At 66.9% G+C, this 21766-nt stretch carries 19 protein-coding genes and 1 tRNA gene; 9 read left to right on the top strand and 11 right to left on the bottom strand.

Annotated features, from left to right (window positions below; genetic code table 11):
• Positions 1-14: 14 nt before the first annotated feature.
• Positions 15-1202 carry an NHL repeat-containing protein gene (locus tag AC4FIJ_RS02845; protein WP_490335202.1) on the bottom strand — a complete coding sequence of 396 codons (1188 nt, stop codon included), beginning with the start codon at positions 1200-1202 and terminating at the stop codon, positions 15-17.
• A gap of 20 nt (positions 1203-1222) precedes the next feature.
• Positions 1223-2044, bottom strand: a complete 822-nt coding sequence (locus AC4FIJ_RS02840; protein ID WP_490335201.1) for a sulfite exporter TauE/SafE family protein — start codon at positions 2042-2044, stop codon at positions 1223-1225.
• A 124-nt stretch (positions 2045-2168) separates the two neighbouring features.
• Between AC4FIJ_RS02840 and AC4FIJ_RS02835 the strand changes: the two genes are divergently transcribed.
• Positions 2169-4559: a putative bifunctional diguanylate cyclase/phosphodiesterase gene (locus AC4FIJ_RS02835; protein WP_490335200.1), complete on the top strand. Its 2391-nt coding sequence runs from the start codon at positions 2169-2171 to the stop codon at positions 4557-4559.
• On the opposite strand, the gene AC4FIJ_RS02830 is transcribed toward AC4FIJ_RS02835, so the two are convergent.
• Together AC4FIJ_RS02830 and AC4FIJ_RS02825 are read right to left on the bottom strand one after the other, a co-directional pair.
• Positions 4556-5002, bottom strand: a complete 447-nt coding sequence (locus tag AC4FIJ_RS02830; RefSeq protein WP_490335199.1) for a cytidine deaminase — start codon at positions 5000-5002, stop codon at positions 4556-4558. The genes AC4FIJ_RS02835 and AC4FIJ_RS02830 overlap by 4 nt on opposite strands.
• Before the next feature lie 6 nt (positions 5003-5008).
• On the bottom strand, positions 5009-5872 hold the full coding sequence (locus tag AC4FIJ_RS02825) for a mechanosensitive ion channel family protein (protein ID WP_446155718.1): 864 nt from the start codon (positions 5870-5872) through the stop codon (positions 5009-5011).
• Positions 5873-6112: 240 nt separating this feature from the next.
• Here AC4FIJ_RS02825 and AC4FIJ_RS02820 point away from each other — a divergent pair, with 240 nt between their 5' ends.
• Positions 6113-6916 carry a S1/P1 nuclease gene (locus AC4FIJ_RS02820; RefSeq protein ID WP_446155719.1) on the top strand — a complete coding sequence of 268 codons (804 nt, stop codon included), beginning with the start codon at positions 6113-6115 and terminating at the stop codon, positions 6914-6916.
• A gap of 9 nt (positions 6917-6925) precedes the next feature.
• Here the strand turns inward: AC4FIJ_RS02820 and AC4FIJ_RS02815 are convergent, their stop codons facing one another.
• Entirely contained in the window at positions 6926-7597 is a 672-nt protein-coding gene (locus tag AC4FIJ_RS02815) for a queuosine precursor transporter (protein ID WP_446155720.1), read from the bottom strand.
• 176 nt (positions 7598-7773) lie between these two features.
• Here AC4FIJ_RS02815 and AC4FIJ_RS02810 point away from each other — a divergent pair, with 176 nt between their 5' ends.
• The gene (locus AC4FIJ_RS02810; RefSeq protein ID WP_446155721.1) at positions 7774-9045 is read left to right on the top strand and encodes a NupC/NupG family nucleoside CNT transporter; all 1272 of its coding nucleotides are present in this window, start codon (positions 7774-7776) and stop codon (positions 9043-9045) included.
• 25 nt (positions 9046-9070) lie between these two features.
• Positions 9071-9997 (top strand): isopenicillin N synthase family dioxygenase, encoded by a 927-nt coding sequence (locus AC4FIJ_RS02805; protein ID WP_446155722.1) that lies wholly within the window; start codon positions 9071-9073, stop codon positions 9995-9997.
• On the opposite strand, the gene pabB is transcribed toward AC4FIJ_RS02805, so the two are convergent.
• Positions 9981-11129 (bottom strand): aminodeoxychorismate synthase component I, encoded by a 1149-nt coding sequence (gene pabB / locus AC4FIJ_RS02800; RefSeq protein WP_490335198.1) that lies wholly within the window; start codon positions 11127-11129, stop codon positions 9981-9983. The genes AC4FIJ_RS02805 and pabB overlap by 17 nt on opposite strands.
• A 134-nt stretch (positions 11130-11263) precedes the next feature.
• Here pabB and AC4FIJ_RS02795 point away from each other — a divergent pair.
• Positions 11264-11337 (top strand) — tRNA-Gly (locus tag AC4FIJ_RS02795).
• Positions 11338-11381: 44 nt separating this feature from the next.
• Here AC4FIJ_RS02795 and AC4FIJ_RS02790 read toward each other — a convergent pair.
• Positions 11382-12038, bottom strand: coding sequence for an alpha/beta hydrolase (locus tag AC4FIJ_RS02790; RefSeq protein WP_230280095.1), 657 nt, complete (start codon positions 12036-12038; stop codon positions 11382-11384).
• A gap of 167 nt (positions 12039-12205) precedes the next feature.
• On the opposite strand from AC4FIJ_RS02790, the gene AC4FIJ_RS02785 reads away from it, so the two are divergent.
• The 4 genes from AC4FIJ_RS02785 (at position 12206) to AC4FIJ_RS02770 (ending at position 15854) form a co-directional block, all read left to right on the top strand.
• Entirely contained in the window at positions 12206-13306 is a 1101-nt protein-coding gene (locus tag AC4FIJ_RS02785) for a cysteine desulfurase family protein (protein ID WP_490335197.1), read from the top strand.
• A complete protein-coding gene (locus AC4FIJ_RS02780) occupies positions 13303-14391 on the top strand; it encodes a cysteine desulfurase family protein (RefSeq protein WP_490335196.1) in 1089 nt (362 codons plus the stop codon). The genes AC4FIJ_RS02785 and AC4FIJ_RS02780 overlap by 4 nt, the downstream gene beginning before the upstream one ends.
• The gene (locus AC4FIJ_RS02775) at positions 14391-14723 is read left to right on the top strand and encodes a 2Fe-2S iron-sulfur cluster-binding protein (protein WP_490335195.1); all 333 of its coding nucleotides are present in this window, start codon (positions 14391-14393) and stop codon (positions 14721-14723) included. Before AC4FIJ_RS02780 ends, AC4FIJ_RS02775 begins: the two co-directional genes overlap by 1 nt.
• A 234-nt stretch (positions 14724-14957) precedes the next feature.
• Positions 14958-15854 carry a transglutaminase-like cysteine peptidase gene (locus AC4FIJ_RS02770; protein ID WP_490335194.1) on the top strand — a complete coding sequence of 299 codons (897 nt, stop codon included), beginning with the start codon at positions 14958-14960 and terminating at the stop codon, positions 15852-15854.
• 6 nt (positions 15855-15860) lie between these two features.
• On the opposite strand, the gene AC4FIJ_RS02765 is transcribed toward AC4FIJ_RS02770, so the two are convergent.
• The 4 genes from AC4FIJ_RS02765 to AC4FIJ_RS02750 are packed head-to-tail and all read right to left on the bottom strand — an operon-like array spanning position 15861 to position 21763.
• Entirely contained in the window at positions 15861-17132 is a 1272-nt protein-coding gene (locus AC4FIJ_RS02765; protein WP_490335193.1) for an HlyD family type I secretion periplasmic adaptor subunit, read from the bottom strand.
• Complete coding sequence (locus AC4FIJ_RS02760; RefSeq protein WP_490335192.1) at positions 17129-18109, bottom strand: cell wall hydrolase; 981 nt, start codon at positions 18107-18109, stop codon at positions 17129-17131. The genes AC4FIJ_RS02765 and AC4FIJ_RS02760 overlap by 4 nt, the downstream gene beginning before the upstream one ends.
• On the bottom strand, positions 18102-20279 hold the full coding sequence (locus tag AC4FIJ_RS02755; protein WP_490335191.1) for a type I secretion system permease/ATPase: 2178 nt from the start codon (positions 20277-20279) through the stop codon (positions 18102-18104). Before AC4FIJ_RS02755 ends, AC4FIJ_RS02760 begins: the two co-directional genes overlap by 8 nt.
• Positions 20280-20326: 47 nt before the next feature.
• Positions 20327-21763 carry a TolC family protein gene (locus tag AC4FIJ_RS02750; RefSeq protein WP_490335190.1) on the bottom strand — a complete coding sequence of 479 codons (1437 nt, stop codon included), beginning with the start codon at positions 21761-21763 and terminating at the stop codon, positions 20327-20329.
• Positions 21764-21766: the final 3 nt, after the last annotated feature.

The following is a 21766-nucleotide window of genomic DNA, read 5'->3' as shown; positions in this document are numbered from 1 at the left end:
CCGCCCGTCGCCGATCAGTCCGACAGGCCCTGGAACACGAAGCGCTGCACGCGGCGGCCGCTGCCGACCTCTGTCGTATAGACATTGCCCATGCTGTCGACATCGACGCTGTGCAGCCAGATGAACTGCCCCGGATAGCGCCCGTTGCGGCCAAAGCTGCCGACCACCTCGTGCGTTTCGCGCAGCAAGACCCAGATGCGCCCGTTCATCATGTCGGCGACATAGACATAGGTGCCATCGGGGCTGAACGCGACATCGCTGGCCGAACGCGTGCCGCCGGTGCCAGCGCCGATCACGATGTCCTGCAGGAACTCGGCCCCGTCCGCGGTTTCGCGGAACAGTTGCAGCCGGTTGTTGCGCCGGTCGCAGACATAGATCGTGCTGTCGGGGCCGCGCACCACGCAGTGCACGATATCGCCGAAGATGCGCGATTCGGGGTTCGCGCCGCCGTCCGCGGTGCTGCTGGCCTGGCTCTGGTCGAAGGGTTCGTCGCGCGTGCCGCCGCCGGGAACCTCGCCATAGGCGCCGAACAGATGGGTCATGGCCAAGTCGGCGTCCGACAATTCGACGATGCGCTTGTTGATGTAGCCGTCGGCGACCAGCACCGATTCGTCATTCGCCGCGATGTCGGCAGGATTGCCCAGCGTGGTGCGCGATTCATTGCCCGCCGTCTCGCCGCGCGTGCCGAACTGGCGGATGAATTGCCCGTCGGCGGTGAAGTTCAGGACGACATGGTCGCCGTCGCCATTGCCGCCGATCCAGACCGTGCCCTCGTCATCGACATAGAGGCCGTGGACATTGGCAGGCCATTGCTCTGCGTCCCCGTCGCCGGGGGCTAGCTGTGGGCCGCCCCATCCGGACAGCAGATTCCCCTCCTGATCGAAGCGCAGCACATGCGGCGGCAGCTTGCAGCAGGCGAGCGCGATGGGCGGATCCTGCGCGAGGCCGGATTCGGTAGGGTCGAGCGAATTGGGCCGGGTCAGCACCCAGATCGTGTCCTGCGAATCGACGGCAAGGCCGGGAGACTGGCCCAGGATGATATCCTCGGGCAGGCGGGGCCATGCGGCATCGGCCTTGAACAGCGGCATGGGCACGCTTTCGTCCACCCGCTCGCTCACGATATCGACCAGCGTGTCGGCCATGGCAGGCAGCGGAGCCGTCAGCGCGGCGGCGGCGGCAAGCAAATGGAACGGTGTGCGCATCTGTCTTCTCCCGTGGATTATCAAGCCTTTGCGATCATGGTTATGCCGGTGACCACCAGATAAACCCCGAAAACGCGCCGCAGCAAGCGGGGGCTGAGCCTGTGGGCTGCCGCGACGCCCAGCGGGGCGGTGATCATGGCGGTGGCGACGATGGCCAGCGCGGCGGGCAGGTTGACATATCCGGCGGAAAAGGGCGGCAGGCCGCTTTCCCCGTATCCGGCGATGGCGAACCCGACGGCGGCAGGCACCGCGATGATCGCGCCGATGCCCGATGCGGTGCCGATGGCGCGGTGGATCGGCGCGCCGCAGCTGGTCATCGTCAGCGTGGTGATCGTGCCGCCGCCGATCCCCAGCAAAGCCGAGATCAGGCCGAGGAACCCGGCCAGCCCCGCGCGCACGATCCCGGTCGGCATGGCGCTGGCCAGTCGCTGTTTTTCGGGGCGGATCGGCAGCAGAAAATAGGCGGCGAAGATCAGCACGCCGATCCCGAAGATCAGCGCCAGCGTGCTGCTGGACACGCCGTCGGCGATCAGCGTGCCCGCGATCGTCCCCGCGACCAGCCACGGCGCCCAACCCTTGATGAAGGGAACATCGACCGCACCACGCTTGGCATGCGAATGGACGGAACGCAGCGAGGTGAAGATGATGGTCGCCAGCGAGGTGCCGATCGCGACATGCATGACCTGTTCGCGCGATGTGCCCAGCAATGGCAGGATCAGCGTCAGCGCCGGGACGACCACGAATCCGCCGCCGATGCCGAACAGCCCGCCGGCGAAACCGGCGCCAAGCCCCGCCGCCAGCAGCGCAAGATAGGGCAGGAGCGAGGTCGCGAGTTCGGCCACGGGCCGCGATCATAGCCGCGCCGCGCCATCCGCCAAGGACTAATGCTTTAACTTCGAATAATTCCGCGCGGTCGCGGGGTGGCCATTAACGAAAAGATTACCAAGCCTCGCGTAGGCTTTTGCCATGTTCGCGCTTGCTCGAAAAAATGCCCGTAACGGGCCAGCCGCGGTCGACGACCGGCCGTCCTCCCAACCGGCGAGCGGTCCGCTGGGCGGCGGCTTCATGCAGAGGCTGGGGATCGCGGGGGCCAAGACGCAGAAACTGCTGGGCCTGCAATATGCGGCGCTGGCGCGCACCGCGGCGCTGCGCTTTGCGGTGTTCATCGGCGCGGCGGTTCCGGCCATCACCTTCTGGATGGAAAGCGCCGGGATGATCCTGGCGGGCGGCTGGTTCCTGCTGGTCGTGATGATCGCGGCGGCGCTGCTGCGCATGGAGCGCGGTTTTATCGATGCCGAACGCCGCCAGATGGCGGTCGAGGAGCAGCGCACCCATCTCGCCACCGTCGGCATGGCGGGGCTGCTGTGGGCAGGGCCGATGCTGGCGTTCCCCGATGCGATGGCCAGCGGCAATGCGCCGCAATATGCGGTCATGGCGCTGCTGATCGGCGTGTTCGTGCTGGCGCTGTCCGCCGTGCCGACCGCAGCGATGACCTTCATCGCGATCTTCGGCATCGCCGGCGCGCTGTCGATGGTGCTGGCGGGCGATTTCGGCGGCGTGCTGGCGCAGATCGCCTTTGCCGTGGTGGTCGCGGCGGGCGCGGTGTCGCTGTCGCGCCTGTATCTGCGGCTGCGCCTGACCGAGGCGAACTTGGCCGAGAAACAGGAAACCGTCTCGCTGCTGCTGCACGAGTTCGAGGAAAATTCGGCCGACTGGCTGTGGCAGGTCGATGCCTCGCGCCGGGTGCGCGGCGTGTCGCCCCGGTTCGCCCACGCGCTGGGCATGGAACCGCGCGAGGCCGACGGTCAGCCCCTATTGCGCCTGATCGCGGGCGAGGGCTGGGATTCGGGCGCGCTGCCGTCGTCGCTGCGCGATCTGGCCGAGCGGCTGAAGCGGCGCGAAAGCTTTTCCAATATGATGGTGCGCGTGTCGATGAACGGGCGCACCCGCTGGTGGGAATTGTCGGGCACGCCCAAGCATGACGAGCACGGCCAGTTCGCGGGCTTTCGCGGCGTGGGATCCGACGTCACCGAACAGCGCGAGAGCGCCGAGAAGATCGCGCAGCTTGCCCGCTATGACCAGCTGACCGGCCTGCCCAACCGCATGATGCTGACCGAGGCGCTGGGCACTGCGCTGCAGCGGGCCGAGCAGTGGCGCACGCGCTGCGCGTTCCTGATGATCGACCTCGACCGGTTCAAGGCGGTCAACGATACTTTGGGCCACCAGATCGGCGACAAGCTGCTGGCACAGGTCTCGCGCCGCCTGCGCGTGCTGATGGGTCAGCACGACACCTGCGGCCGTCTGGGCGGCGACGAGTTCGCGGTCGTCATGGCCGACGTCAACGACCGCGAGGCGGTGGACCGCATGGCGCATGCGATCATCGACGTGCTGTCGAAGCCCTATGACGTCGATCACCACACGCTGTTCGTGGGCGCGTCGGTGGGATCCGCCGTGGGCCCGCGCGATGCGCGCACGGTGGAAACTTTGATGCGCAACGCCGACCTTGCGCTCTATCGGTCGAAGGACGAGGGCGGCGGCAGCCATTTCGCCTATGAGCCGCAGATGCACGCCCATGCCGAGGAGCGGCGCAAGCTGGAATTCGCGTTGCGCCACGCGCTTGAGCGTGACGAGCTGGAGTTGAACTTCCAGCCGGTGGTCGACGCGGTGACAGAGGAGATCCTGAGCTTCGAGGCACTGATGCGCTGGAACAGCGTGGAGTTCGGCCGCGTCAGCCCCGCCAAGTTCATCCCCATTGCCGAGGATACGCGGCTGATCGTCCCCATCGGCGAATGGGCGCTGCGCCGCGCCTGTGACGAGGCGGCGCACTGGCCGGGCCATGTGAAGGTGGCGGTCAACGTCTCGGCAGAGCAGATGCTCGACGCCAATTTCGCCAGCACGGTCGTGTCGGCGCTGGCCGCCAGCGGGCTCGCGCCTGAACGGCTGGAGCTGGAAGTGACCGAATCGATCTTCCTGCGCGACGGCGGGGCGGCGCAATCGACGCTGAACCAGATCCAGTCGCTGGGCTGCAAGCTGGCGCTGGACGATTTCGGGACCGGCTATTCCTCGCTGGGCTATCTGCGCAACAACCGGTTCAACACGATCAAGATCGACCGCAGCTTTGTCACCGGCGCGGCCAAGGACAGCCCCGAATCGCTGGCCATCATCCGCGCCGTGGTCGCCATGTGCGACGCGCTGGGCATGGAAACGACGGCCGAGGGCGTGGAGAGCGAGCGCGAGCTGGAACGCATCCGCCAGCTCGGCTGCTCGAAGATCCAGGGCTTTCTGTTCGGCCGTCCGATGGGCGCGCTTGAGGCTAATGCGCTGCTCGACCAGCGGGCCGAGCGTCGGATCGCCTAACCGGGCAGGACGTCCGCGCCGAACCCGTGCGGGAGAAGCTGCGAGATCGTAGTCTCCAGCATCTCGCTACCCGTGGCGCTGGCGGAGATCACCACGATGTCGCGGCCCGATAGCGAAGCCGCCTCGGCAATCGCCTGACGGCAGCCGCCGCATGGGGTGACGACATCCTCGCCCGAGATGGCGCCGTCGGCCATCGGACCGCCCGCCACGACCACATGGGTGATCGCGGCCAGACCGAACGCGTGCTGCGCGGCGGTCAACGCCGATTGCTCGGCACACAGGCCCAGCCGGTAGCAGGCGTTCTCCATGTTGGCGCCGGTCACGACCGAACCGTCCTCGGCCATCACCGCGCAGCCGACGTGGAATCGCGAATAGGGCGCATGGGCCTTGCCCGCCGCCTCGCGGGCGAGGGCGATCAGGCGGGCCTTAGTGGTGCTGTCCATGCAGGCTTACTCGGCCGCATCGCGCAGCAGGGGCACCGGCTCCTTGAAGGTGTGGGTGACATAGGGGAACGGAATCTCGATCCCCGCATCGTCCAGCGCCCGCTTGATCGCGCGCACCACGTCGCTCTTCGTCTCGCGCCGGTCGCGCGGGCGGGCGTCGGACCACCACTGGACGAGGAAATCGACCGAACTTGCGCCATAGGACCATGCGAAGACCGAGACCGGCTTTTCGGTGTCGATCGCCTCGATCCCCACCATCGCGCCCTCGATCACCTTCATCGCACGGTCGAGATCGGTGTCGTAGGACACGCCCACCATCAGCTCGTCGCGGCGGATATGCGCGTCGGTCAGGATCTGGACCGGGTTCTTGAACAGCATCGAATTGGGCATGATCGTCAGCTCGTTGGTGAGCTGGCGGATATGGGTCTCGCGCAAGGTGATCTTCTCGACCTTGCCCAGCACGCCCTCGACCTCGATCAGATCGCCGATCTGCATGTTCTCGCGCAGCATGATGAGGACGCCGGCGAGGAAATTCTCGAAAATGTCCTGAAACGCAAAGCCGATCGCCACCGTGCCGATGCCGAGCCCCGCGATAAGGCCTGCCGGTTCCAGACCGGGCAGCACGACGGTCGCGGCGATCATCAGGCCGATGATCCACACCGCGACATGGGTGACGGTCGCGATCAGATTGCGCAGGCTTTCGCGCAGATTGGCCTTGGCGGCGATCCGCCCGGTGATGCGCACGACGATCTTGGCGACCAGCCATGTGACGAGGATGATGACCAGCCCGATGGCCAGGCTGGGCAGCGAGGCGACCAGCCCTTCGGCCATGCCCATGACTTCCTTGTTGATCGTTTCTACGTAATTCATGGCATTCCCGTAAATGGCTGGCCCGTATGTGGCCGGGCAAAGGACAGGCGGAGCGGATTGCCGAAACCGAATGGCGGCTTTCCTTCAATTTGTCGCATAACGCGGGCATAGCGCCCGACGCAATGGAGACTATCCCTGCCGTTTTGTCAGGGTGCCCCTCGGGGCAGGCCCTTGCGCTTGCGGCAGTGGCTCGTCACGAAGCCGTCTTTGAATATCAGCCCGTCCGGAGTGTCGCCGAGAGTGAAGAACAACCGCATCGCCCGCAGCCTTTGCGCCCTCGCCGCCATGGCCTGCACGCTTGCCGCCAGCCCGCCCGCGATGGCGTGGGGCGCGAACGGGCACCGCATCGTGGGCGCGATCGCGCAGGAATATCTCTCTCCGCAGGCGCATGCCGCCATGCTGGAGATACTGGGCAGCGAAACCTTGGCCGAAGCCGGGCCGTGGCCCGATTTCATGCGTTCGGATCCCGACGAATTCTGGCAGCAGACCGCCAGCCCATGGCATTACGTGACCGTGCCGGAAGGGCAGGCGTATGACGATGCAGGCGCTCCGCCGCAGGGCGATGCGCTGACCGCGCTGGACCGCTTTGCCGCGACCCTGCGCGATCCGTCGGCGAGCCTGTCCGACAGGCAGACAGCGCTGCGCTTCATCGTCCATATCGTCGGCGACCTGCAGCAGCCGCTGCATGCGGGCGACGGCACCGACCGTGGCGGCAATGACGTAAAGGTGACGTGGTTCGGCGAGCCGACGAATCTGCATGCGCTGTGGGATTCGGGTCTGCTCGACAGCCAGGAATTGTCCTACAGCGAATATGCCGAATGGCTGAACGCCGACCTGACGCCGCAGGAAATGCGCGAATGGGCCAGCCCCGATCCGAGGGTTTGGATCGCCGACAGCGCGGCGGTGCGGCCCGGCCTGTATCCCGCCGATCCCGATCTGGGCTATGAATACAACTACCGGTTCAAGGGGTTGATGGAGGAACGGCTGCAGAAGGGGGGGCTGCGTCTGGCCGCTTATCTGAACCGTGTGTTCGCGCCCGAATAGGCCGCACGTTCAGGCGCGCGGATGGATGTTTCCGGGCTCCATCCAGCGCGCCAGTCGCACCAGCAGCGCGATCACCGGCGGCACCAGCACCAGCGACAGCACCACCTTGGCCAGCGCCTGTCCGGCGATCAGGTCGGCGATGGGCCGCACGCCATAGAACGCGACGGTGATGAAGATCAGCGTGTCGATCACCTGGCTGACGATCGAGGCGACCGCGCCGCGCGCCAGCATCGGCACGCGCACCAGCACCGCAAGGCGCGAGAAGATCAGCACGTTGAGCGACATCGAGATGCCATAGGCGATGATACCCGCCGCCATCAGCCGCCAGCTTTGCCCCAGCACGATGGGAAACGCCTCTTTCGCGGGTTCGTACATGCCCTGATCGGTCGGAAGGGCCAGCACGATAAAGGTCAGCAAAATCGCCATTACCAGCGGCACGAAGCCGAAGCGCACCATCTGCGTCGCGGTCTTCTGCCCATAGAGCTGCGCGACGCTGCTGGAGATCGACACCAGCAACAGGAAGGGGAAGATCCCCGCCTCCACCGCCAGCGGGCCGAGCGCGACCTGTTTCGCGCCCAATACGCCCGCGATGCAGGTCATGCCGCCGTAGAACAGCGCATAGAGGAACAGCGGGCGGGGATATTGGGGCGAGAGGTCGATCTCGCGGGCGGATTCGATCATCGCGCATCACTAGCGCCAAAAATGCCTGCCGGGAAAGCGCCGGCTTGCGAAATTCGGGGGCATCGACGGGGATAGGAACGGAGACCCGCCGCGCAACGCGCTTGAGCATGGGCGCGGCTTGTTGCAATAGCGGCATGGAGTCGCCCGTTTCCCGCCGCTGCCGGTATGCCTCCTTCATGCAAACGCCTTTCGTCAGCCTTCTGGGCATCGGCCTGATCCTGCTGATCGCCCTTGCGCTTTCGAACAATCGCCGATCGATCCGGCTGCGCGTCGTGGGTGCGGCCTTTGCGCTGCAGGCGGTGATGGCGGTGCTGGTGCTGCGCACGCCGTGGGGCGCGGCGGTGATCGCGACGATGTCGCGCGGCGTGTCGAACCTGCTGGGCTATGCGGCAGAGGGGACCAACTTCATCTTCGGCCCGCTGGCCAGCCCGGACATCGGCGGCAACAGCTTTGCCATCGCGGCGCTGACCGTCATCATCTTCTTCGCCAGCCTTGTGTCGGTGCTGTATTATCTGGGCGTGATGCAGCTGATCATCCGTTGGGTGGGCGGGGCGATCGCATGGGTAACGGGCATCAGCCGCGTCGAATCGCTGGCGGCGGCGGCGAATATCTTCGTCGGCCAGTCTGAAAGCCCGCTGGTGGTGCGGCCCTATCTGGCGGGCCTTGCGCCGTCGCGGCTGTTCACATTGATGAGCGTGGGCATGGCGGGCGTCGCGGGCACGATCCTGGCCGCCTATGCCAGCCTGCTGGGCGCGCAATATCTACCTTATCTGCTGGCCGCCGCGTTCATGAGCGCGCCCGGCGGCATATTGATGGCCAAGATCATCATGCCCGACACCATCGAACCCTCGCCCGTGGCGGAGGGCGAGACAGTGGCCGGTGAGACGGGCGACGATATTCCCGGCGCGCATGACGACGAGGAAAAGCCTGCCAATGTCATCATGGCCGCCGCGCAGGGCGCGCAGACCGGCGTGAAGCTGGCGGTCGCGGTCGGCGCGATGCTGCTGGCCTTCGTGGCGCTGGTGGCGCTCGCCAACGGCTTGCTGTCTGGTGTGGGCGAATTGCTGGGGGTCGAGGGGCTGACCTTCCAGTCCGTGCTGGGCTGGATCTTCTCGCCCGTGATGTATCTGCTGGGCATTCCGTGGAACGAGGCGCAGGTCGCGGGCGGGCTGTTCGGCACCAAGATCGTGCTCAACGAATTTGTCGCCTTCATCGAACTGGGCGGTTTCGACCCCGGCGTGCTGAGCGAGCGCAGCCGCGCCATCGTCACGTTCTCGCTGTGCGGGTTCGCCAATGTCTCATCCATCGCGATCCAGATCGCGGTGATCGGCGGGCTGGCCCCCAACCAGCGGCCGGTGGTCGCGCGGCTGGGGCCAAAGGCGCTGGCGGCGGGTTCGCTGTCGAACCTTATGAGCGCGGCTCTGGCGGGACTCATGCTGCCGATGTAAGGGCGGCTCCATGACTGGAATTGGCATGACCGACACTATCGCCCATGTTTCGCTGACGCAGCCGGTTGAGGTGCTGGCGGATGAGCTCGGACGCAGCTTTTCCGAATTCGGCTTTGCGGTCGTGTCGGACCACGGGATCGATCAGGACCTGATCGCGCGGGCCGAAAGGCTGAGCCGCGAATTCTTTGCGCTGCCGGACGATACCAAGCGCGCCTATTTCATCGAGGGCGGCGGCGGCGCGCGCGGATATACGCCCTATCGCACCGAAAAGGCGGTGGGCGCGGATGTCAGCGACCTGAAGGAATTCTGGCACGTCGGGCGCAGCCTGCCCGCCGGCGATCCGCTTGAGGAATTCATGCCCGCCAATGTCTGGCCGGGCGAGCTTCCCGAATTCCGCGAGATTTTCGAGACGCTTTATGCCGAATTCGACAAGGCGGGGCTGAAGATCCTGTCGGCCATCGCGGTCCATCTGGGGCTGGCACCCGACTGGTTCGACGCCACGGTGGACCAGGGCAATTCGGTGCTGCGCCTGCTGCATTATCCTCCGGTAGAGAATGCCGAGGGTGCGGTGCGGGCGGCACCGCATGGCGACATCAACACGATCACCCTGCTGCTGGGCGCGGAAGAGGCGGGGCTGGAACTGCTGTCGCGTCAGGGCAAATGGATCCCGGTGTCGCCGCCCCCCGGCGCGCTGGCGGTGAACATCGGCGACATGCTTTCGCGCCTGACGAACGACCGTTTGCGCTCGACCGTGCACCGCGTCGTCAATCCGCAGGGCGAGGCATCGCGCCGCAGCCGGTTCTCGATGCCGTTCTTCCTGCATTTCCGGCCCGATTTCGTGATCGAAACGCTGCCGGAGTGCGTCGATGCGGATCACCCCGACCAGTACGAACCGCTGCCCAGCCACGATTTCCTGTTGCAGCGGCTGCGCGAGATCAATCTGACGAAATGATCCGGGAAAGGAAGCGGGCCTTCGACAGGCATTCGCGCCATTCGTCCTCGCCCTCGCTGTCGGCAACCACGCCCGATCCGACGCCGAATGTCGCGCGCCCGTCCGGCGTCAGCCGCAGCGTGCGGATCGCCACGTTGAAGCAGGCCTCGTCCGCGTCCATCTGCCCGATCGCGCCGCAATAGGGGCCGCGCCGCCAGCCCTCGATCGCTTCGATGATTTCCATCGCGCGCAATTTGGGCGCGCCGGTGATCGATCCGCAGGGGAACATGGCGCGCAGCACCTCGGCCGCGTCGAAGCCTTTCGCCAGCGTGGCGCGCACCGTGCTCGTCATCTGGAAGACGGTGGGATAGGCCTCGATCCGGAACGGGTCCTCGACGCGCACCGATCCCGGCAGCGCGAGGCGCGAAAGGTCGTTGCGCATCAGATCGGTGATCATCAGGTTCTCGGCCCGGTCCTTGCGGCTGGCGGCGAGGTCCGCCTTCAGCGCGCTGTCGGCGTCGGCGTCATGGCCGCGCGGGCGGGTGCCCTTCATCGGGCGGGTTTCGATGTCCGCGCCCCTGGCCCGGAAGAACAGCTCGGGCGAAAAGCTGAGCAGCCATTGCGTACCGTCGAACAGCAGCGCCCCGAACCGCGCCGCCGCGCGCGGGCGGATCGCGCGGTAGACGGCGACGGGATCGCCCTGCCATGTGCCGCCCAGCGGGATGGTGAGATTGGCCTGATAGATATCGCCCGCGCGGATCGCCTCGATGATCCGGTCGAAGCGGGCGAGGTACTCATGCTTGCCGATCCGCGGCTCCATCGGGCCGAGCGTACCGGTGCCGCTGCTGCGCCCTGCCAGCCAGTGGTCGACCGCGGCGACGGGCATCGTGGCGGCGTCGCCAAATGCGGCCATCCACATCAGCGGCTCACCCGATGGCCGGCACAGCGGGGCAAGGCGCGGGTCGAGTGCGAAGCCTGCCTCGTAACCCAGCCATCCTGCCAGTCGCCTGCCCTCCCGGCGCAGCGATTCCAGCCGTTTCAGCGCGGCAGGAACATCGGCATGATCGCGCGGCGCGAACACGTCCTGCGGGTCTTCGAACAGGCGTGCGGTGCCGGTTTCCAGATCCTCTATCAGGGCGAAGGGAGAGAGCATGGCCGCCCTTAACCGAGCGGCGCGGCGCAGACAAACCGGAACAGCGCCGCCGCTTGGATCCGCCGCCGCGCGATCCGGATTGACCGCTCGCGCGAAATCTGCCAACCGCCTGCTCCGCCTTGCAGCGATGCTTTGCGGGTGTAGCTCAATGGTAGAGCAGCAGCTTCCCAAGCTGACGACGAGGGTTCGATTCCCTTCACCCGCTCCAGCCGCTTGTCGGGACCGCGTCCAGGACGCAGGCCCCTTTATCGATCAGCGGATCGGGCAGTCCGGGCTCAGCCGGAAATTCAGGTAATTGTCGACCGATCGCATCAGGTCGTCGAACTCGTGCTCGAAGAAATGGTTCGCGCGCGGGATTTCGTCGTGGTGGATCGTGATGTGCTTTTGCGTGCGCAGCTTGTCGACCAGCTTTTGCACCGCGTTCGGCGTCACCACCGTATCGGCCGCGCCCTGGATGATGATGCCGCTGGCGGGGCAGGGGGCCAGGAACGAGAAATCGTACATGTTCGCGGGCGGCGCGATCGAGATGAAGCCGCGAATCTCGGGCCGGCGCATCAGCAACTGCATGCCGATCAGCGCGCCGAACGATACGCCCGCGACCCATGTCACCTGCGCTTCGGGATGGATCGTCTGCACCCAATCCAGCGCGGCGGCGGCGTCGGACAATTCGCCGATGCCATTGTCGAAGCTGCCCTGGCTGCGGCCCACGCCGCGAAAGTTGAAACGCAGCACGGCGAAACCGCGCGCGGCGAAATCCTTGTAGAGCGCCTGCGTGATCCGCTCGTTCATCGTGCCGCCGCCTTGCGGGTGCGGATGCAGGATCAGCGCCAGGGGCGCGCGCGGGCGCGGCGCGGGGTGGTAGCGGCCTTCTAGGCGGCCTTCGGGTCCGGGGAATATAACGGAAGGCATCGGTGGAAATGGCACCTGTTAGTGCCCCGCGGGAATCCTTTGCGGTGCGCGGGGGTGTGATATGGAGTTCGTGCCTATATAGATAGCACGCGCAAGAGCGCAATCTTGTGCTGCAATGCCGTGCCGATGCGGCGCACAACCCTACAGCCAAGCAATCGAGGCCCGCCTTGACCCCTGTCTATCTCGACCACGCCGCCAGCGCCCCCCTTTTGCCACAGGCGCGCGACGCGATGCTGGAAGGGTTGGCGCTGGATGCCAATGCGTCGAGCCCGCACCGGGCGGGCCGCGCGGCCAAGGCAGCGCTGGAAGATGCGCGCGCACGGGTGAAGGCGGCGCTGGGCTGGAGCGGCGAGCTGATCTTCACCAGCGGGGCGAGCGAGGCGCTGGAAATCGCGCTGACCCGAAGCCATGCGGCCCGCCGTGCCGTTTCCGCGGTCGAACATGACGCGGTGATGCGCCATGTGCCGGGCGCGGCGGTGCTGCCGGTCGGATCGCACGGGCTGGTCGAGATCGGCGCGCTGGGCGATCCGGCGGACACGCTGGTCGCGGTTCAGCAGGTGAATAACGAGACGGGCGTGATCCAGCCTTTGGCCGCCATTCATGACGCGGTGCGTGCTGGCGGCGGCATATTGCTGGCCGATTGCGCGCAAGGGGCGGGCAAGATCGCATTGCCGGCCAGTGGATTGGCCTGCGACATGGCGGTGATCAGCGCGCACAAGTTCGGCGGACCGATGGGGATCGGCGCGCTGCTGCTGCGCGATCTGGGCCTGATCGCGCCGACGGGCGGGCAGGAGCGCGGCTATCGCGGCGGGACAGAGAACGTGGCGGGCGCGATGGCGATGGCCGCCGCGCTGGAAGCGGGGGACGACTGGATGCAGCGCGCGGCGCGGCTGCGCGCCAAGCTGGAGGACGCGATCATCGATGCAGGCGGCGAAGTCGTCGCGGCTGCTTCGCCGCGCATCGCGACCATCGGCTCCTATCGCTTGCCGGGGCTGGCGAGCATGGTGCAACTGATCCGGCTGGACGGCGCGGGGATCGCGGTGTCGGCGGGCAGCGCCTGCTCGTCCGGTTCGCTGAAGCCCAGCCGCGTGCTGATGGCGCTGGGGCTGGACGAAAAGGCCGCTGGCGAGGTCATCCGCGTGTCGATCGGGCGCGAGACGAGCGAGGCGGATATCGACGCCTTCCTTGCGGTGTGGCGCGAACTGGCGGCACAGGCTCGCGGACGGGCGCAGGCCGGGGCCGGGGTCGGGGCGGGCGCGGGCGCATGATCTATCTCGATTATCAGGCGACGACTCCTTTGGCGCCCGAAGCGCGTGAGGCGATGCTGCGCTGGCTGGATGGGCCGGGCGGAACCGGTTTCGGCAATCCGCACAGTCCGCACCGCTATGGCAGGCAGGCGGAGGCCGCCGTCGAACTGGCACGCGAGCGCGTGGCGGCGCTGTTTCCGCCGGGCGGTCGCGTAATCTTTACCGGCACCGCGACCGAGGCGCTGAACATGGCGCTGCTGGGCAATGAACAGGCGCGGGCGGGCAAGGCCGCTTCCGTCAGCGCGATTGAGCATAGCGCGGTCTTCGACACCGCCGAGCGGCTGAAGGGAGGGCGGCATGTGCTCCCCGTGGGCGAGGATGGCCTGCTGTGGGCCGATGCGCTGCCAGACGGAACCGGCGTCGTCGCGGTCATGCAGGTCAATAACGAGATCGGCACCATTCAGCCGATGGTCGAGGTTGCGCGGCTGGCGAAGCAGGCGGGCGCGTTCCTCGTCTGCGATGCGGTGCAGGCGGCGGGCAAGATGCCGGTCGCCATGGCCGATGCGGTCGCGATCAGCGCGCACAAGCTGCACGGGCCGAAAGGCATCGGCGCGCTCTGGCTGCGTCAGGGCGTGAAACTCGACCCGATCATCACGGGCGGCGGGCAGGAGGACGGGTTGCGGTCCGGCACGCTCAGCCCCGCGCTGATCGCGGGTTTCGGTGCGGCAGCAAAGCTGGCGGCGGAACGGATGGAAGCGGATGCGGCGCATGTCGAATCGCTGTGGGACCGCGCGCTGGAGTTGTTCGACGGCTGGACCCTGAACGGCAGCGCGGAGGCGCGCTGGCACGGCAATCTCAGCCTGCGCAAGGACGGCATCGACGTGTCGCGATTGATGAGCGATGCGCGCGGCATCGCCTTTTCCGCCGGATCCGCCTGCGCATCGGGGTCGGGCAAGCCCAGCCGGGTCTTGCAGGCGATCGGATTGCCTGCCAAGCTGGCAAAAAACACGATACGGCTGGGATTTGGCCGATATACGACCGGAGAGGACCTGGAGGAAGCCGCTGCCGCGATCAACGCGGCGGCGCAGGCGCAAGGTGCTGGCTGATGGTCCGCGTTACATTCGTTACGCCCAAGGGCGACAAGGTCGAAGCCAACGGCAAGGCGGGTTCGACCCTGCTCGAGATCGGGCAGGCCGCGGGGATGCCGCTGGAAGGGACGTGCGAGGGCCAGATGGCCTGCTCGACCTGTCACGTTATCGTCGCCGGAGACTGGTTCTCACGCCTGTCCGTCGCCAGCGATGACGAGGAGGACATGCTGGACCTTGCCGCCGGAGCGGGGCCGACCAGTCGGCTGGCCTGCCAGATCTTGGTCGATCAGGATCTCGATGGGGTGGTGGTGCGCGTGCCCGATACCGCGCATGACATGATGCGCCGCTGACGGAGCGCGCCGCTTAACCCTTTTGCGCAAGGCTGGCGCTGTGCGCCGTCCAGACAATACGGAAACTTGCCCGCCTGGCCGAGGGCTGGCAGATGGCGCGCGATTGCGCGGTTTCTGAACGGTCAGGCGCGGTACGCTAGGTATTTCTACGTAGAGCCCGCAATGCTTTGGTGCACGCGCCGTTAACTAAAGCTGCAAAGGCTTTCTTGAAGTTCCGTGCGCCATGCTCCGTGCATGGTGAGATCCACGCCTTTGCGCCTGTGCCGCCGGATAGCCCTTCATGCTGCGGGGGCGGCGGCGCTGATTGCGCCTTCCGCCCATGCCGCGCCCTGGAATGCCGTCGCCTTTACCGCGTGGCAGCAAGCGGTGGAGGCTCCGGTCGGATGCATGACCGTTGCGGCGCGCGATGGCTCCGGCGAACAGATGTCGGCGCTGGACCGCATCCGCAGGCAGCAGGCGGGCATGTCGGATGGCAATGGACCGGCGCATCGCAGGGCATCCTATCTTCCGGCAATCGCTGCCGTTCCCGTCAAGATGGAACCTGCTGCGGCCAGCATCGGCTGCGCCTCCTTCGCGCCGTCCGAGGGGCGGGGGCAGGCAGCCAGCGGGCGCAGCAGCGATTTTCTTGCCAGCCGCATCGTGCCGATCCGTCACACCGGTTTCGACGCGCAATGGGCGCGGGTCAGCGCGCGCGGCGCGGGGCAGGCCAATGTGCGCTCCGCCATGCTGAGCGCGGGCGCGCAGCCGTCGCGACGGGACATGGTGGCCGCGGTCAACCGCTGGGTGAACGGGCGGGTGCAGTTCGCCGAGGACAGCGTCAATTACGGCAAGCGCGACTATTGGGCCGATGCGGGCGAAACCCTGCGGCGCGGCAAGGGCGACTGCGAGGATTATGCGATCGCCAAGATGCAGATCCTGTCCGAACTGGGCATCCCGCGCGAGGACATGTTCCTGACGCTGGCACGCGACACGATCCGCCGCGCCGATCACGCGGTGCTGGTGGTCAGGCTGGATGGCCAGCCGCTGGTGCTCGACAATGGCAGCGACGCGCTGCTCGACGGGTCGGTCGCCAATGATTTCCGCCCGGTCTATTCCTTCAGCGGCAACCGGCGCTTCCTGCACGGATTCTGACGGGTCTTACTGCTCCGTCAGCGCGGTCGAGAGGCCGCGGGTGAACGGCGTCAGAAGATATGCCAGCACGCTTTTGCGGCCGGTGATGATTTCCACGTCGCAGATCATTCCCGGCATGATGGCCAGCCTCTGACCCGCCCGCTCCATGAAGGCGCGGCTCGTCTCGACCTGCACGAGGTAATAGCTCTCGCGCTCGTTCTCGTCATAGACGCTGTCGGCGCTGATCTGGCGCACCGTGCCCGCAAGCCCGCCATAGATCGAGAAATCATAGGCGGTGACTTTCACGTTCGCACGGTCGCCCACCTTGATGAAGGCGATGTCCGAAGGCTTGATCCGCGCCTCGACCAGCAGGCGTTCGCCGGTGGGTACGATCTGCATGATCGTCTCGCCTGGCGACACGAAGCCGCCGACCGAGGTAATCTGCAGATCGTTGACGATGCCGTCGACCGGTGAGCGCAATTCGTTGCGCTGCACCCGCGCTTCGGCGCCGCGGATCGATTGTTCGTTCACCGCGATGCGGGTGGTGATCTCGCTGCGTTCGTTCAGCGCCTGCTGCTGGAAATCCAGCCGCGCGCTCGCGAGTTCGGCCTGCGCCTCGCGCACGCCCGCGCTGGCGCGCTGCACGCCCTGCCGCGCACCGCTGAGCCGTCCGCGCAGATCGGCAAGCTCGCGCTGCGCGCTGAGCAATTCGGTCTGCGGCACGATGTTCTTGGCCGCCAGCGGCGCCAGCATGTTTACCTGTTCCTGCGCCAGCCGAGTGCTTTCCTCAAGCGCGGTGACGGTCGCCTCGCCTTCGCGCAGGTCGCGGCGGCGCTGCTCGACGGCAGCGGCCAGTGCGGCCTCTCGGCTGCGGTTGGCGGCGGCGCGGACGCTTTGCAGGCGCGCTTCCTCGGCGCAGACGCTGCCGGGTTCGCAGCCTGCGCTGGTGCCGCTGGCCTCGCGGTTCAGACGGTCGGCGCGTGCGGACAGCCGCTCCGTCTCGGTCTCGAGCTGGCCCAGCTGGCTGGCGCTTTCGCTGTCGTTCAGGCGGACGAGCAATTCGCCGCGCTTCACCTGCTGGCCGTTCTGGATCAGGATTTCCTCGACCGTGGCGGGATCGGCGGCCTGCACCACCTGCACCTTGCTCGACGGAATGACACGCCCCTGACCGCGCGTGATATCGTCGAGCGGGGCGAGGCTGGCCCAGATCAGCAGCAGCAGCACGCCGACCGCCGCCACCACGATCAGGCGGCGCGCGCCGTCGAGCTTTTCCCAGCCCTGTCGTGCCTGTGCGATCATTGCGCCTGCGCCTCTGCCAATTCGGCCAAATGAGTGTCGCCCGCCTGACCGGCGACGAGCTGGCGATAATGGCCTTGCGTGGGCGCGGGCAATTCCAGTTTCCAGCCCTTGGTCGTGTCGAGCCGTCCGCCGATGTCGGCAGGCGCGTGGCGATCGGCGCTGCTGGGCGCGACGGTCAGCCCGTTGTCGAAGCGGCCCGTGACCGGATCGGGGCCGCCTGCCAGCTGAATGTCGGCGGCAGGGCGGGTCAGTTCGGGAATGCGTTCGACCCCGGCATAAAGCTGCGTAAAGGCGCGCGCGCGGCCAGCGCCTCCATTGAAGCGATAGAAGATATGCGTGCCGATCTGCCGCACCTTGCCCAGCGAATAGGCCCAGCGCGGCACGACGTAGTCGGCGTGGTAGTGGGTGGCGGAGCCGACGCTGTTCTCGACATGGCCTGCCAGCGCGTCGCGCGCGACTGCCTGCGCATCGGCCCATGCGCGCGCCGAGGGGCGGCGGGCGAGCGAACCGTCGCAGGTAAAGCTGAACTGGCACACCGGGTCGTTCGCGCCCTGATAGACGACGCCGCAGACCGAATTGGGATAGGCGGGATGGCGCATGCGATTGAGCACGACCTGCGCGACCGCGCGTTTGCCGCTCTCGGGCTCGTAACCGGCCTCGTAATAGATGGCCTGTGCCAGGCATTGCTGCGCGGCGGCGCGCGCAGGGCCGCTGGCGGTGAAGCCGCGCATCGCTTCGGCAGGGGCGCGGGTGACCGCGATCAGCGCGTTGCGGGCCTTGGCGTTATCGCCCTTGGCCACCAGCTCGGCGCGCTTGCCCTCGGTCAGGGCGGCGACCTCGCGTTGCTGCTGAACCGACATGACGACGGGCGCATCGACCGGTTGTGCGGGCGCGGGGAGCGGCACGGGCGCGGACAGGGCGAAACCGGCGCACAGCACCGCTGCCGCCGCCAGTGTGCGGGAGGGCATATTAGCCATCGGTGCGCATGCCCACGTTCCTGATCACCTCGTCCTTCGGGCCGTCGGCGGCGATCCGTCCGCCGTCGATCACGATAACCCGCTCGCAAAGCTGGAATAATGCGGGTCGGTGGGTGGAGACAATCAGGGTCTGATCCGTTGTCAGATTCTGTGACAGGCACTGGATGAACAGCCGCTCGGTCTGCGCATCCATCGCGCCGCTCGGTTCGTCGAGGAACAGCAGCTTGGACGGCGCGACGAAAGCGCGGGCGAGGGCAAGGAAATTGCGCTGCCCGCCCGACAATTGACGTCCGCCTTCGCCCACGACGCGGTCGAAACCGCCAGCATCGCGCGAGAGATAGCGGTCCGCACCGACCTTGCGCAGCGCGGCGATCAGCTGCTCCTCGCTGGCGCGTGAGGAGGCGAGCGAGAGATTGTCCTTGATGCTGCCGGAAAACAGGTTGGAATCCTGCGCGACGAAGCGGAATTCGCGGCGCAGATCGTGCGGGCGGTACTGCTTGCTGTCGATCCCGTCGACCAGCATCGCGCCGCTGCTGGGTTCGAACAGGCCGGAGATGACGCGGCCCAGCGTCGACTTGCCCGCCGCCACGCGGCCGATGATCGCGATCCGCTCGCCGGGGCGGATGGTGAGGTTGATGTTCGACAGCGAGGCGGTGTTCGCGCCCGGATAGGCAAAGCTGACATCGCGCAGTTCCACGCTGGCGCTGCGCACCTGCGGCGGCAGCGAGGCGGAGCCCATGCGGCGTTCGTCGGGCTGGTCCCACAGGCGCTCGATCGAATCGAGCGTCTCCCGCGCCTGCCGCCAGCGGGTGAGCAGATAGGCCAGCTGCCCCGCGGGTGCGAGCGCGCGGCTCGACAGCATCACGATCGCGATGATCGCGCCCATGGTGATAATGCCCGCGTCGAACAGATAATAGCCGCCGATGACCAGCGCGATGGTGCTGAACTGCTGAAACGTGGAAGCCGCGCCGATGGCGGTTGAATTCACCTCGCGCAGACGTTTTTGCGAGCGGCTCGCCATGTCGGACAGGCGGCGCCAGCGGCCCAGCATCTCGCCTTCGCCCGCGATGCTCTTTAGCGTTTCGAGGCCGGTGATGCTTTCGACCAGCTGCGTCTGCTGCAGCCCGTAATCCGCCTGCGCGTCGCGCGCGGCATCGCCCGCCTTGCGCTGAAGATAGAGGCCGAGCAGCGCCATGCCGGTGATCGCAAGCAGCGGCACGAAGGCCAGCGGCCCCGCGATGATCGCGATAAAACCGACGAAGATGACAAGGAACGCCACGTCTACGACCAGCACCACCGTGGTGGAGGCGAAGAAGTCGCGCAGCACCGCATATTCGCTGACCCGCGCCACCAGATTGCCGGTATGGCCCGATTTTTCGGCCAGCGGCGTCGCCATCACGCGCGAATAGATCTTTTGCGAAAGCGAGATGTCGAGGTCGCGGCTGATCCCGTCGAGCACATCGGTGCGCGCGCGCCGCAGCGCGAATTCCAGCGCGAAGGCGATCAGCACGCCGATGGCCAGCACCCACAGGCTGGCGTCCGCGCGGTTCGGGATCACGCGGTCATAGACATTCATCGTGAAGATCGGCAGCGCGACCGCCAGCAAGTTGATCACCACCGATGCCAGCAGGACCGGCCAGAATTCGCGGCGGCGCTTGGTAATCTCGGACCAGAACCAGTGCTGGCGGGCCTTGCGGTGCCATGGCTGGCCCGCGTCGCGCATGGCGGTCGGGTCTCCCTCGACCGACAGCAGGGTGAGACCCTGCTTGTCCGCGAAGCCGTCCGCCGGGGTCCAGTGCTCCTGTTCGGTGCCGGGATGCCATGCGAGGACATCGCTGTCGTTGCGATCGAGCAGCAGGACGATCGAATCGTCCGCCGTCCGCACGATCATCGGATAGAGCGAGGCATCGAGCGGCAGCTTCCGGGCGCGGCGTTCCTCGTAATTCAGGCCGAGCAGTTCGAGCGCGGGGCCGGACTGGTGCCATGGCAGCAGGCCATCCGCGCCCATCGCTAGCGAGCTGTGCAGCATCGCGGGCGCGAAGGGCGTGTCGAAGTGGCGCGCCACCCGTGCAAGGCATTCGGCCAGCGGATCGCCCGCGCGCGCCGAAGGGACATTGCCGCCTGCGGGGCGTTCGCGCATATCCGCTGCCGGGCCGTCAGCCATGTCCATGGGGCAATCGCCTGTCGTTCATATGCTCGGCATAGCCATGGAGGCGCTTACTTGGGGTAAACGCGGCCCTGGCGTTCCGCCGCAACCGACGGGCCATAGTCGAAGCGCTCGCGCTCCGCCTCGCCCGCGCCGTAGTGCGGTTCGACCGACAGGGCCTGAAGGAAGCGGTTCGTCGCCGCGAGCACCTGATACTGCGCAAAAATCTCGGAGAAGCGGGCGCTTTCCAGCCGGACCTGCACGTTATAGCGCGTGTTCTGCGCATCCAGCACGTCGAGCAGCGAGCGGCGGCCGATATTGAACTGTTCCTGATAGGAATTGATCAGACCGTCGGTCACGGTGCTTTGCGTGGCCAGTTCCTGCACGACGCGCTTCTGCGTCTCAAGTCCGTTCCATGCAGTGCGAACGTCTTCCTCCGCCTCGCGCTGCTGGGCATGCATGGCGAAGCGCGCCTCGCTCGAACGGCGGACCATTTCCTGATATTTCGCCGCGTTGATCCCGCTGTCGAAGATTTGCCAGCGCACATAGGCGCGGGCCAGAACATCGGTGGTTTCGCCCTGGAACCCGTCGATCTCGTCGCCCGCGCGGGCATAGGCCTCGACGCCGACGGTCGGATAGAGGTCGCCCTTGGCGCTCTTCGCCAGCGCATTGGCGGCGTCGACATCGGCCTGCGCTTCGCGCACCAGCGGGTTCTGGGTGCGGGCAAGACCGATCGCCTGCGCTTCGCTGGCGGGTAGCATCGCGCCGAGGTCCGGCGGCAGCATCACACTCTGGATCGGCAGGCCGGTCAGGCTCTGCAGCCGGATGCGCGCGTTCTGCAGCGTTTCGCTGGCCTCGGCCTCGCGCACCAGCGCGGCCTGCAGACGTTCCTCCGCCTGCTGGCGGTCGGCGATGGAGATCGAACCCTGCTGCACGCCTTCGCTGAGGTTGCCGACCAGCGTGCGGTGGAAGGCGGTGTTGTCCATGCTGGCCGCGACGACGCGTTCCTGCAGCAGAACGTCGAGATACTGGCGCGCGATCTGCAGGCCGATGAACTCGCTGCGTTCAAGAACGCGCAGCGACGCGCCATCGACGCGTGCGGCCTGGCGCAGCAATTCGCCGCGGCGGCGTCCGAAATCGAACACGGTCCAGTCGGCGCGAACCTGCGCGTCGAGCGGGTTGAGCCAGTCGTTCGAAATACCGAGCGAACTGCGCGTCGGATTGTCGAGCCGCCGCACGCCCACGCCGGCCTCCACCTCGACACGCGGGCCATAGAGCCCCTGCGCCTGCTTGCGCTCGAACTGGATGGCTTCCTTGTTCATCTGCGCCTGGCTGATCTGCGGGTGCGAATCGACGCCCACGGCCACCGCCTCGGCCATCGAGATCGCGCCGGATGTCTCCTGTGCGCCGATGGCTTCCTGTGCGGCAGCGGATTGGCCGATGGCCAGCGTCGAAACGCCGGCGACCATGACGCTGGCGATCAGGGTGAGTTTGCGAAGCTTCTTCATGTG

Source organism: Croceicoccus sp. (assembly GCF_983967925.1).
This window is presented reverse-complemented; position numbering and strand designations above follow the sequence as displayed.

Bases quoted from the DNA above. Each gene is read 5' to 3' on its own strand.
- AC4FIJ_RS02845 (WP_490335202.1), bottom strand. From the start codon at position 1,202: ATGCGCACACCGTTCCATTTGCTTGCCGCCGCCGCCGCGCTGACGGCT.
- AC4FIJ_RS02835 (WP_490335200.1), top strand. From the start codon at position 2,169: ATGTTCGCGCTTGCTCGAAAAAATGCCCGTAACGGGCCAGCCGCGGTC.
- AC4FIJ_RS02830 (WP_490335199.1), bottom strand. From the start codon at position 5,002: ATGGACAGCACCACTAAGGCCCGCCTGATCGCCCTCGCCCGCGAGGCG.
- AC4FIJ_RS02825 (WP_446155718.1), bottom strand. From the start codon at position 5,872: ATGAATTACGTAGAAACGATCAACAAGGAAGTCATGGGCATGGCCGAA.
- AC4FIJ_RS02815 (WP_446155720.1), bottom strand. From the start codon at position 7,597: ATGATCGAATCCGCCCGCGAGATCGACCTCTCGCCCCAATATCCCCGC.
- AC4FIJ_RS02810 (WP_446155721.1), top strand. From the start codon at position 7,774: ATGCAAACGCCTTTCGTCAGCCTTCTGGGCATCGGCCTGATCCTGCTG.
- AC4FIJ_RS02805 (WP_446155722.1), top strand. From the start codon at position 9,071: ATGACCGACACTATCGCCCATGTTTCGCTGACGCAGCCGGTTGAGGTG.
- pabB (WP_490335198.1), bottom strand. From the start codon at position 11,129: ATGCTCTCTCCCTTCGCCCTGATAGAGGATCTGGAAACCGGCACCGCA.
- AC4FIJ_RS02790 (WP_230280095.1), bottom strand. From the start codon at position 12,038: ATGCCTTCCGTTATATTCCCCGGACCCGAAGGCCGCCTAGAAGGCCGC.
- AC4FIJ_RS02780 (WP_490335196.1), top strand. From the start codon at position 13,303: ATGATCTATCTCGATTATCAGGCGACGACTCCTTTGGCGCCCGAAGCG.
- AC4FIJ_RS02775 (WP_490335195.1), top strand. From the start codon at position 14,391: ATGGTCCGCGTTACATTCGTTACGCCCAAGGGCGACAAGGTCGAAGCC.
- AC4FIJ_RS02770 (WP_490335194.1), top strand. From the start codon at position 14,958: ATGGTGAGATCCACGCCTTTGCGCCTGTGCCGCCGGATAGCCCTTCAT.
- AC4FIJ_RS02765 (WP_490335193.1), bottom strand. From the start codon at position 17,132: ATGATCGCACAGGCACGACAGGGCTGGGAAAAGCTCGACGGCGCGCGC.
- AC4FIJ_RS02760 (WP_490335192.1), bottom strand. From the start codon at position 18,109: ATGGCTAATATGCCCTCCCGCACACTGGCGGCGGCAGCGGTGCTGTGC.
- AC4FIJ_RS02755 (WP_490335191.1), bottom strand. From the start codon at position 20,279: ATGGACATGGCTGACGGCCCGGCAGCGGATATGCGCGAACGCCCCGCA.
- AC4FIJ_RS02750 (WP_490335190.1), bottom strand. From the start codon at position 21,763: ATGAAGAAGCTTCGCAAACTCACCCTGATCGCCAGCGTCATGGTCGCC.